General features: G+C 49.4%; 6 protein-coding genes. 4 read left to right on the top strand and 2 right to left on the bottom strand.

The features are described from left to right. Positions 1-112: 112 nt before the first annotated feature. Both EP073_RS13635 and EP073_RS13630 read right to left on the bottom strand, forming a co-directional pair. Complete coding sequence (locus tag EP073_RS13635) at positions 113-2,338, bottom strand: FepA family TonB-dependent siderophore receptor (protein ID WP_164885398.1); 2,226 nt, start codon at positions 2,336-2,338, stop codon at positions 113-115. Between the two features lie 487 nt (positions 2,339-2,825). Beyond that, positions 2,826-5,075 carry a FepA family TonB-dependent siderophore receptor gene (locus EP073_RS13630; protein ID WP_128467835.1) on the bottom strand — a complete coding sequence of 750 codons (2,250 nt, stop codon included), beginning with the start codon at positions 5,073-5,075 and terminating at the stop codon, positions 2,826-2,828. Positions 5,076-5,401: 326 nt separating this feature from the next. Between EP073_RS13630 and EP073_RS13625 the strand changes: the two genes are divergently transcribed. The 4 genes from EP073_RS13625 to EP073_RS13610 all read left to right on the top strand — a co-directional run bounded on the left by EP073_RS13625 (position 5,402) and on the right by EP073_RS13610 (position 11,961). Next, complete coding sequence (locus tag EP073_RS13625) at positions 5,402-6,022, top strand: paraquat-inducible protein A (RefSeq protein ID WP_164885396.1); 621 nt, start codon at positions 5,402-5,404, stop codon at positions 6,020-6,022. Beyond that, positions 6,015-6,629, top strand: a complete 615-nt coding sequence (locus EP073_RS13620) for a paraquat-inducible protein A (protein ID WP_128467705.1) — start codon at positions 6,015-6,017, stop codon at positions 6,627-6,629. Before EP073_RS13625 ends, EP073_RS13620 begins: the two co-directional genes overlap by 8 nt. Next, a complete protein-coding gene (locus EP073_RS13615; RefSeq protein WP_164885395.1) occupies positions 6,626-9,655 on the top strand; it encodes a PqiB family protein in 3,030 nt (1,009 codons plus the stop codon). The genes EP073_RS13620 and EP073_RS13615 overlap by 4 nt, the downstream gene beginning before the upstream one ends. A gap of 275 nt (positions 9,656-9,930) precedes the next feature. Beyond that, positions 9,931-11,961, top strand: a complete 2,031-nt coding sequence (locus tag EP073_RS13610) for a methyl-accepting chemotaxis protein (RefSeq protein WP_128467703.1) — start codon at positions 9,931-9,933, stop codon at positions 11,959-11,961.

Below are 11,961 nucleotides of genomic sequence, written 5' to 3'. Positions count from 1 at the left end.
ACTGACACAAACAGTTCCATGGACGGAACTGCGCCGTGCGAAGCGAAGCCGCGTTTATCACGGCGCGAGCGTGTAAGGCAGCCCGACAGGATGTACGGGCTGCCTTTATTAATCAGAAGTCCATTGTCATAGAAACGTAGTATGATCTGCCGGGTTCGTTGTAAGTGTCCCCGCCTGCGCCTGCCCCGCTGGTTACGCTGTATGCGTTGCCTTCGCGGTAAAGCTGTTTATCGAAAAGGTTATTTATACCAGCTTTAAAAGTAATGGTATCAATTATTTTGTATGTGCCGTATATGCCGAAAATGTAGTAAGGGTCGCGGTTTTCCATAGCTTCTTCTGAAAGAGGAACATCGGGTCTTTTGTAGTTGAGAGTTCTGGGCTCCTGCTTGCCGTAGTAAGTGGCGTTTACCCCAAGGAGCAGGGAATCAGTTGCTCTCCAGTCCACGAAAGAGTTGATGGTATATTCGGGGACGATGCTGAGAGGCTGACCGTCTTTTTTTGTCTCATTTTTTATCATGTAAGTGATATTCGTATTGAAATCAATGTCTTTGCCTACAGCAACAAATACGTTGCCTTCCACACCCTCTACTATAGCATCCTCAGCGTTCTGCCACTGATAGACGTATCTGTCGGTGTAATCCACTGGCTCAGTGCCTGCGTATATTTTGCTGTCGTAATCATTGCGGAAATAGGTGGCGCTGGCATTGAAAATATCAGATTCAAAAGCAAGACCTATCTCTTTATTTATGCTTATTTCAGGTTCAAGGTCATCATTCCCCAACAGATAGCAGGAAGATGAGCCGGAGGGATTTCTGTATGCGCAGCCGTTACCATTGCTGGAAAGGAGGTAGTTGGGATTGCCTTGATAAAGGTTCGGCGCCTTGTATGCCCTTGCTATGCCGCCTTTTACAGTCCAGTTTTTGTTAAGTTCCCACATAGCATTGAGGCTGGGGCTGGCGTTGGAGCCGAAGATTTCGTGGTAGTCCATCCTTACACCGGGTGTCAGAGTTACGCCGTGACCGAGGTAGATATTGTCTTCAACGTAAGCTGCGTAGCTGTACTGTTCAAGCTCGCTGTTGCCTGCTTCGTAGTCAGGAGCAGTGGTAGTGGCGTTTCTGCCTGTGTTGCCGGGGTCTTTCATTTTTTCTTTAAGGTATTCTGCGCCCAAAGTGGCTGTCTGGTGAAAACCGAAAAGAACAACGGGGATGTTTACCTCTGCTTTTGCACGGTAATTTTCAAGTTCAGTGAGATTCCAGTTTTCTGCGGTATTAATCTTGCCTTCTGAACCGCCTGCGAGACCTTCATCAAGACGAACATTGTCAGTGCCTTCATAGCTGAGATCCACTCGGCTTGAACCCCAGTCCCAGTTGCCGCTGTGAGTAACAAAATAGCTTCTGCGGCGCATTATGTTTGTTTCTTCGCCAAGCATGCTTCTTGCCGCCGCATCACCCGCCCCCACAGCGCCCAGAAGGGCGTCACCTGCGTATTCATTGCCCTGACGGCTGTAGCTTGCGCCGAAATCTATTATCTGCTGCTTATTTACAACCCATGAAAGAATTGCGTTGATGTCTTTGTTATTTACACCCTCGCGTCCGGCTATTATCGAAGTATCGCTGTCAGTATCTATCGCATCAGAGTTAATATCCGGGGCGTCTCCTTCGGATTCAGATCTGCTTCCGTATACTCTGAATGAGAGAGAATTGCTGACGGGACCGCTTACGGAAACATTTACTCTCTTGTTACCGCCTTCTTTGCTGTCTTCAGGCATATTCGTGTAGAAGGACATTGAGCCGGTGAGTTTGTCTTCCGGTTTTTTTGTTATTATGTTTACCACACCGCCCATGGCGCCGGAACCGTAACGGGCAGCCGCCGGACCTCGGAGAATTTCTATACGTTCAACCATCTCGGCGGGAACCCAGTTAGTGTCACCTCTGGTATCTCTTTCGCCATCCCAACCGTAGCGGACTGAACTTCTTGACATAACAGGGCGTCCGTCAATGAGTATAAGAGTGTTTTCAGGTCCCATGCCTCTAAGATCGATCTGGCGGTTGTTGCCTCTCATTCCTGTCGCGGTGTTTCCCGTAAGGTTGACACCGGGCTGACGGCGGATTATGTCGGAAAGATCGTTGGCAGGAGGGCGTTTTTCAATATCCTCTTTTGTTATAATTGATGCACCGAGAGACTGTTTCGCCTGTTCTTCAGCCGTACCTACTACCTCAACTGCATCGAGAGTAATTGTGTCCTGCTCTGCTGCGTAAACGCCCGCCGAAAGCAGGATGACGGCAAATGCTGCCAAAGGCATAAAAATATGCCCGAAGCTGATGCTACTTTTTTTCATGATTTCCCCTTATTGGAATGCTAAAGATTCTCTGGATAATTTAGTGAGTAACTATGATTTGTTACCTGCTCTTAATACAGGTTTCCGCGTATTTATGTCAATAAAATTGTTTATTAGCTATAAAAATGTTAGTTAAATAAAACTAGACTAATCTATTGCTGATACTAATTTTAAAAGCTTATAAAAAGAAACAAAAAAATGTTCCCTAAAACAGAAGCGAGCCCGACAGTATGTACGGCTTTATGTTATTAAATGAGAGATTGCTTCACCCTTGCAGGGTTCGCAATGACACAAACAGTTCCATGGACGGAACTGCGCCGTGCGAAGCGAAGCCAAACGAAGTTCGGCGCGAGCGTGTGCGGCAAAAACACAGGATGTAGTTTTTGGAGCGGCAAGACAAATACTGCGCCGTGCGAAGCGAAGCCGTGTTTATCACGGCGCGAGCGTGTAAGGCAGCCCGACAGGATGTACGGGCTGCCTTTATTAATCAGAACTCAGTCGTCATAGACAGCCAGTATGATCTGCCCACTTCGTTGTAAGTATATGCGTTGGCTTTTTCGGCTCCGTCGGCTGAGGCTGAGGCTGAGGCGGAAGCGGAGTTGCCTTTGCGGTTAAGCTGTTTATCGAAAATATTGTTAACTCCCGCGCTGAGAGACACGTTTTCAAATACCTGATATTTTGCGCTTATTCCCACAAGGGCGTAAGGATCTATGGTATCTTTCTCTATCTCTCTTTCCGTTCTGATCTCTATGGAAGGGGTCTCCTGTTCGCCGTAGAGAGTGGCGTTCACCCCGAGAGAAAGCCTGTCTGCGGCTCTCCAGTCGATGAACGTGTTCACTGTGTATTCAGGGACAATGCTCAGGGGCTGACCGGTTCTTTTAAGCTCGGATTCGATCATGTAAGTGACGTTAGTGTTGAAATCAATGTCTTTGCCGAGAGCGACAAAGACGTTCCCCTCTACACCTTGTATAATGGCATCGCCTGCGTTTTCCCACTGGTAAACGTCTCTGTTGCCGTTAACAGTCGCCACGGATTTTTTACCTGCGTAAACTTTGTTGTCATAATCATTGTGGAAATAGGTGGCGCTTGCTCTGAATGAATCGGAGTCGTAAGCAATACCTATCTCCTTGTTTATGCTTGTTTCAGGATCAAGATCCTCGTTACCCTGAAGATAGCATCCGCCGCCCAGTGAGCTTGCTCCGCCGTAGCAGCCTGTTCCTCTGCTGTAAAGCAGGTAGTTGGGGTTGCCCTGATAAAGATTAGGCGCTTTGTATGCTCTTGCCACGCCGCCTTTGACTGTCCAGTTGGAGTTGATCTCATAAGACGCGTTAAGGCTGGGGCTTACATTGCTGCCGAAGGTTTCATGTTCGTCAACACGCACGCCCGGAGTGAGCGTTACGCCGCTGCCGAGATAGATATTGTCCTCAATATAAAAGGCATAGCTGTATACATCCTCGTCGGTTTTGCCGGGGTTATAGCCTTCAAGGTCGATATTAAGCCATGTCATAGCCGGCGAGTTTCTCAGTGAGCCTTTGTCGTCCAGCGATTCTCCGAGATATTCCGCACCCACAGTGAGAGTCTGCGCGAACCCGAACAGGTTCAGGGGTATATCCGCCTGTACGGATGTGAGCAGCGTATTAAACTCTGATTCCGCCATGCCGGGTTCATAGGTGGGAGTATCCGTTATCTCGCCTTCAAGACCGCCCGCCAGACCTTCATTAAGACGGGTATTCACTGTGCTGTCGTAGCTGATGTCAAAACGGGTGTGTCCCCAGTTCCAGTCGCCTGTGTGGGTGGCGGCTATGTTCTTGCGGCGCATTACGTTTGTTTCCTCACCGTAGAGCGATTCTGTATAATCATTGCCGAAGTTCTGCATTGAGTCGCCTGCGTAAATGTTGCCCTGACGGCTGTAGCCGCCGGTGAGTTCCACAGTCTGCTGCTTGTTTACTTCCCATGTGAGAAGTGCGTTAATGTCTCTGTTGCGGTAGCCTTCACGTCCGGCGACAGTTTCAGCGCCGCCGTAAGCGGCTTCGCCTTCGTTTATGCTTTTGGCGTCCGCGTCACGGTAGTTTATGCCTCCGTATATGCGGAAGAAAACCGAATCGTTCACAGGGCCACCAACGGAAGCGTTAAAGCGGTATGAATCCCCTTCCTGCGCATCCTCCTGAATGTTGCCCATGAATGTCATTGAACCTGTAAATTTGTCCTCGGGTTTTTTGGTAATTATGTTCACCACGCCGCCCATGGCGCCGGAGCCGTAACGGGCTGCCGCTGGTCCCCTGAGGACTTCAATGCGTTCAACCATTTCGGCGGGAACCCAGTTGGAATCGCCTCTGGTGTCTCTTTCCTCTGTCCACCCGTAGCGGACGGAGTTGCGTGATTTAACAGGGCGTCCGTCGATGAGTATGAGCGTGTTTTCGGGACCCATGCCGCGCAGGTCTATCTGGCGGTTGTTACCTCTGGAACCGGAGGCGGAGTTCCCTGTAAGGTTAACGCCGGGTTGGCGGCGTATTATTTCCGAAAGGTCATTAACGGGAGGATTTTTTTCAATATCCTCTTTTGTGATGATGGAAGAGCCGAGCGACTGCTTAACCTGCTCCGCCGCTGTGCCGACTACTTCGACTGTTTCAAGAGTGATCTCCTCATCGGCCGCGAATGCGCCCGTAACGCCGAAAGTTACCGAAAGTGCGAGCCCGAGCGCAAGAATATGCCCAAAACCGTATCTGTTTTTTTTCATGTTCTCCCCTTTAATTTCGGAATTCAGAAGATTCTCAAGGATAGTATTTGAAAGATTTCCGTGCATTGTATTTTCCAAGCCTCCGCACCGGTTCGCAAGCTGGAAGAGATTTCCGACTTTGTCTGTTAAACAGCGGAAATCAAGACACGGAACACGAAAATACTAGACTGATGCTCTTTTGCTGTCAATCTATTTATTAAGCTAATTGAACTTTATTAGCCGCAAGTAATCAAGTGTCGTATGGTTAACTGTGCCTTTGCCGTTTTTTAACACTTCTTAAATTCGTGCGGCTTGTCACACGCCGTTTAAAACCTTATAATATGCTTATGAACCCTTTAACCGGACATGATGAGGTGTGCACCGCCTGCGCTTACTGCGGGTGGGCTGTCTCCTTCGCGAAAAACACTGATGACAAGATAACCTGCGCCCGCTGCGGCAGCACGGTTAAGAAGCAGGGGAAAAACGCCGTGGCTTATGTGGCGGCGTTCAGCATATCCGCTTTTATGCTGTTCGTTCCCGCTCTGCTTTATCCTGTGCTGGATATTTCAGTGAGCAGCCTCAGCAGCTCGGCGACTGTGCTCGGGAGTATACGGACTCTGTATGAGGAAGGGTTGGGCGCAGTGGGATTCCTTGTTCTGCTGACTTCGGTTATCATCCCCATGAGCTTTCTGCTTTCCTGTTTTTATATATCGCTGGCGGTTCTTGCGGGGCGTAAATTTCCCTTCTTCACCGCAGTGCTGAGGCTTACGAATTTTTTTCAGGAGTGGCACATGGCGGATGTCTTTCTTGTGGGTATACTGGTCTCAATAGTTAAGCTCATAGACATGTCCGAGCTGACGTTCGACTACGGAATATATCTGCTCATGTTCGTATGCGCCTTTACTGCAATCACCGAGGTATATTACGATACTCTCCTGTTTCGTCTTAAGGCAGCAGTAAATGACTGATATTGAAATGAACACGGCATTGTGCCTCTCGTGCAGACAGCTTATTGACGCATCCGGCGCAGGAACGGAAGGACTCAGATGTCCCGTATGCGGGAGCACTGTTCATCCCCGCAGGAAAAACAGCCTCCAGAAAACATGGGCGCTGACAATAACAGCCCTGCTGCTGTACATACCTGCGAACATGCTGCCCGTAATGTCTATAGAAACCTTCGCCGATTCATCCGCAAATACTATTCTCGGCGGGGTTATAGAGCTTTTTGAGAATAAGATGTACTTCATAGCGGCGGTTGTCTTCGTGGCAAGCTTTATTGTGCCGCTGTTTAAGTTAGGCAGCATTTTTTATCTGCTTACAGCTCTCAGAGTGAAGGACAGGCTGACGAACTCCGCCAAGACACGCCTCTTCCACCTGATAGAGGTTATAGGGAAATGGTCCATGCTTGATATATACGTGATCACAATAATGGCGGGGCTTGTTAACATGGGCTTTCTCATACAGATAAAAGGCGGAGCGGGAGCAACCTTCTTCGCCGCAACGGTCATAACCACGATGCTTGCTTCAAAATCTTTCGATACACGCCTGATATGGGACAAAAAGGGGGAACAATGAGCACAAATCTGCCCGAAGGTCTGAAAATTAGACGGGGGATTCTCTCGCCTGTGTGGCTCACGCCGCTGCTTGCTTTGTGCATCACTCTGTGGCTTCTCTACAGCGGCTACGTAAACTTGGGGAAGGAGATAATCATTCAGTTTGATTCCGGCTCAGAGCTTGTGCCGGAGAAAACACCCGTGAAGTACAGGGGCATCAATGTGGGCAAGGTCAAAGACGTGCGCATAGCGGAAAGCCCCGATAAGGTTGAAGCGGTTGTGATGCTCTCCAAGGAGGCGGAAATACTCGCGCGGGAAGGGATGATGTTCTGGATAGTGAAGCCCCGTCTGGGCTTTAATAAAATTACCGGACTTGAAACCCTTATCTCAGGCTCGTATATCGAAGTGCAGCCCCCGACATTTGACATGGAAAAAATGAGTGAGCTGGCGGAGCAGACCTATTTCATAGGTTTAAGCGAGCCGCCGGATACAGACCTGAGCGAGGATGCTCTCACACTCCGCCTTCAGACCAAGTCAAACCAGTATCTGATAAAGGGAGTTCCGGTTTTCTTCAAGGGGATGAACGCCGGACAGGTTACAGGCGTAAAGTTCGATCCGAAAAGCGGGATTTATGACGTAAATATATCCGTAAACAGAGATTACAAGCAGTACGTAACTACGTCCACAGCATTCTGGGATGTGGGCGGGCTGGAACTGAAGTTTGACGCCGCGGGGCTCAGTCTGGAATCGGCTCCGCTGGCAAGCCTCATCAGCGGCGGCGTATCATTTGACAATCCGTCCGGTGAGCCGGGAGCGCCGGTTGAAAACGGGCATCTCTTCAGCCTGTACGGCTCGGAGGAGCAGAGCAGGCTTTCGGAAAATGTGATCACACTGCGCATGAAGAACTCAGGCGGCATAAAAGCAGGACGCACTCCGGTTATGTTTATGGGGCTCCCCGCCGGACTGGTGACAGATGTCAGTCCGTCTGCGGATTACAGTGAGGTTAACGCCCATATCCGGCTGAACAGAGAGTATGAGAGCTTTGCGGGAAAAGACTCCCGCTTTGTCCTCGTGAAACCCTCCTTCTCCGTAACGGGAATAAGCGGGCTTTCCACTGTGCTCACAGGAGTTTACATCGAAGTTTATCCGGGCGGCGGTGAACCCGCCTCAGAGTTTGCTCTCTCTGAATACGCCCCTGCGAAAGGAGAAACGGACGGACGCAGAATAACCCTTTCCGCCTCAGACAAAGGCTCTCTGGACGTGATGAGCGGTATTTATTTCAGGAACATACAAATAGGGCATATAACGGATGTGAGACTGATTAAAAACCGCTCCGTGGAGTTTGACGCTGTGATATATTCCGGTTACGCGAATCTGGCTGGGGAGGGTCTGTACTTCAGCAGAAAGGAAGGTCTGGATCTGCGCCTTGACTCCACAGGGCTTACCATAGATACACCGTCGCTGACGGCGCTTATCAGGGGCGGAATAGAAGCGGAACATTTCGGACGGGGAACATCCTCCCTGAATCTGTATGAAAGCTCCGCAGAGGCAAAAAAGGCATATTATAAAGATACAGGCATCAAAACCGTCAGGCTTGCCGCAGGCACTGCGGAAGAGCTTGCGGCAGGGGACGCTCTCTATTTCAGGGGGATAAAAGTCGGCGAGATCGGCGGTTTCTCCCTGAATAAATCAGGCAGCGGAATCTTGGCGGAGGCGTTTATCTACCCTGAGTATACGGAGCTGGTCACCCCTTATTCGATATTTTATAAGTCTGGCGGAATAAGCTTCGAGGCGGACGCCGCGGGCTTAAGGATTCAGGCTCCGGCATTGAAAACAGCCATAGGCGGCGGCATCGCCTTCTTTAATCCTCAGGAACGGCTGCTGCGCTGCGACAATAATACATACACACTTTTTGAAAGCAGAAGCGATGGGGAAAAAGCTATCGCACTCTCAGGCAGCGGACGGAGCGTAACGCTCACTGCGGCAAACGCCGTTCCTCCCGCCGAAGGGGCTGACGTGTACTACCGCAATATGAATGCCGGCACTGTGACCGGAGTAAAGCCGGGCAGGAACGGAATTCCTGAGCTTACTCTGTTCATTAAGCCTGAGTTCGCCCGTTTCTTGAGCGATAAAACCCGCTTTTGGCTGGAAGGGGGCATGGAATTCCGTGCGGATACCTCCGGATTCTCTTTTAAATCAAAGCCGGTCAAGACCTATATCGAGGACGCTGTATACTTCGACAACTTCAAAAAAAACTCCGGCACGGGAGTTCTGTATCCTGATCCCAAATCGGCGCGGGAAGCTGATATGGCAAAGATTTATGTATCCTTCCCCTATCAGGTTGAGATAAAGAGAGGCGCCCCCCTGATGAGCGGCAAGGCAGAAGCAGGTTATGCGGCAGGCTCTGTGATAAAGGACGGCAAAACCCGTACGGCGCTTCTGGTGCATGATGAATTTACTGACGGACTCACCGAAGGAGCGCTCTTCTGGACGGAAGGCATGAAAATCTCCGCTGACGGCATAGAAAATCTGGATTCGGCTGTTTTAGGAACAAAAATTGCCATGAAAGGCGGCAGCGGCGAAGCAAAGACAGAGTTTACAGCTCTCGCGGAAGCTCCTTCACCCTTTGAGGGTAAAGAAGGACTGAGAATAAGGCTGCTCACTCCCGCGCGCCATTCCCTTGAAAGAGGCTCTCCGGTTTACTACAGACAGATGGAAACAGGCGGTGTGGAGAATATAAGACTCAGCGCTGACGGGCGGAACGTTGAAGTATCTGTGTTTATTGATGAAAAATATCGGCGTCTGGTGAAAAATAATTCAGTTTTCTGGAATTCCGGCGGTGTGGGGACAAAGATTAACCTTTTCGGCGTAAAGGTTAAAACCGAGTCACTCAAAACACTGCTTGCAGGTGGAATCTCCTTTGCGACACCCGATGAAACCGGAGCACAGGCAGAAAACGGAGAGGTTTTCAATCTGTATGCAGATCCTAAATCATCATGGCTGAACTGGGAGCCGGACTTGAGCGAAACAGCAGATAAAAATAATTAAGTTCGGGTATAGTTAACCTTTAGGCAATAAAGCCCCGCCGTTACAGGGGCTTTGCTTTAAATCCATATCATCAGACATTAATTTTTCATAAACCTGACAGAAAGTTCTTGACTTGTTACATATGATGCACACTTTATAGCCTTATACAAAGTATATAAAAAGTTATTCCGAAGGATATATGCCACGCAAATTATGTCCTCCTCCCTTTTCGCTGATTGTGTCTTCCGTTAACCCGGAAAATAGCTTTTTATGAATTTTAATATCCGGTGGTAAAAATGAAAATCAGAAGCATCCGTGTCAAATATTCTCTGTTCTTCGGCGGTCCTCTGCTAATTATCTTCTTTATACTCGCGACCATGACTTCCGGCGGCGTGAAGAAGGAGATGCTCGCAGAAACAAAAAGCCAGCTTTCGTCAACAGCAGCACTGCTTAAGGAAACTATCTCACTTTTTTATGATCAGTCGCTTAAAGTTGTTCAGTCCAACTTCAGCGAGTTTAAAACAGTCCTCTACAGCGGGGGCTCATTCACTATGGACACTGACTCAGAGCTCTCAGTGGAAGCGGTGAACCAGACCACAGGCGGCAGAGAAAATATCCATATACCCTTAATGCGTTATAACGGCAAAAGGGTTTATGCCGATTTTGAAATGGTTGACGGCATAGTTGAGGAAGCAAATATCGAAGGGCTCACCGCCACGATTTTTCAGGCGTTCGACAAGGGTCTGCTCCGCATAACCACAAATGTCCACAAGGCGGACGGCGAAAGAGCGGTGGATACCTACATCCCAAAAGATTCGGAGGTTTACCACACCGTATCATCCGGTAAAACCTACAAGGGCAGAGCCTTCGTTGTAAACGCATGGTACTGGACTGTTTATGAGCCGATAATGGAGAATAATCAGCTCATCGGCGTTCTCTATGTGGGGATTTCGGAACAGGTTCTTCTGAATGATCTCCGAAAAGCCTTTAACAGTGTGGTAATAGGTGAAACAGGCTCTCCGTTCATCCTCAACTCCGACGGAACATATATCCTTCACAAAACGCAGGAAGGGCAGAACGGACTGGGAGAAAAGGACGATGAGGGCAGCGAATACATCAAGAGAATGATTGAAGCCGAAAACGGCGAGATCATCTACTCCAAAGACGGTGAGAACATGATGTTCAGCTACCGCACCTTTGACGCGACAGGCTGGGTCATAGCCGCAGGCTCCAAGGAGCATGAATTTCTCGCCCATCAGAGAGCGGTTATGAGCGATCTGGCGTGGATACACGTTTCCGCTCTTGTCCTGCTCTGTATTGTGGTTGTGGTGATAACCGGCGTATTGTCCAAGGATATAATCTTCCTTAAAGAGAAAATGACAGACGAAAAGGACCTCACTAAAAAAATCTCTCTCAGCAGAGAGGATGAACTAGGCATGCTCGCCAGATTCATGAACATATTCATTGAAAACCTCCGCGGCATAATCTATCAGGTAAAATCAAGCACCATAGAGCTTTCAAGCATAAACAACGAACTTGCCTCCACCACGGAGGAATTCTCAAGCACTTTCACCCAGCAGACCACAGAGCTGAAGGAGATCAACGGCGAGATAATAACCGTGCGGGAAAACACCGATCAGGTTGAACACAACCTTGAAAAAGTGGCGGAGCAGACCGACAGCACCGTGGAAAAAACCAGAGACGGAGCCCGCAAGCTTGATGAATCCATGAAAATAATAACAGACATCAAACAGAAGGTTTCCGAACTCGGCGGAACCGTGCAGAACCTTTCCGAATCATCACAGGAGATAGGAAATATCATCGGCGTGATCGACGACATAGCCGACCAGACAAACCTTCTGGCCCTCAATGCGGCAATTGAGGCGGCAAGAGCAGGTGAAGCGGGGCGGGGCTTCGCCGTGGTTGCCGACGAAGTGCGCAAACTCGCCGAAAAAACCCAGAGAGCCACTCAGGAAATAGGGGGCATAATCAACTCCCTCCAGAGTGAAACCAGAACAGTGACCGACACAATGGGCAAGGCATCCGTAACCGTGGAAAAAGGGGTCAGCATCATAGGAGAAGCTAAGGAAAGCTTTGACGGCATAGTACAATCCATGGATCAGATAAAATCAGTGAACGATACAATGGCACAGTCCGTAACCGCGCAGACCAATGCTCTGGTAAACATAAGCCACAGGCTGGACAGTGTCACCACCGGCGTTGAGCAGAGCGTTTACGCCGTGCAGACGGTGAGCGAAACTGTGGCTCACCTCCAGAAGCAGGCAAACGACCTCATGCAGATGACCTCCGGATTCAAGACGGAGTAA

The organism is Geovibrio thiophilus (genome assembly GCF_004087915.1).
Taxonomy (GTDB): domain Bacteria; phylum Chrysiogenota; class Deferribacteres; order Deferribacterales; family Geovibrionaceae; genus Geovibrio; species Geovibrio thiophilus.
The sequence above is the reverse complement of the archived record's forward strand: the minus strand, read 5'-3'. Positions and strand labels throughout refer to the sequence as shown.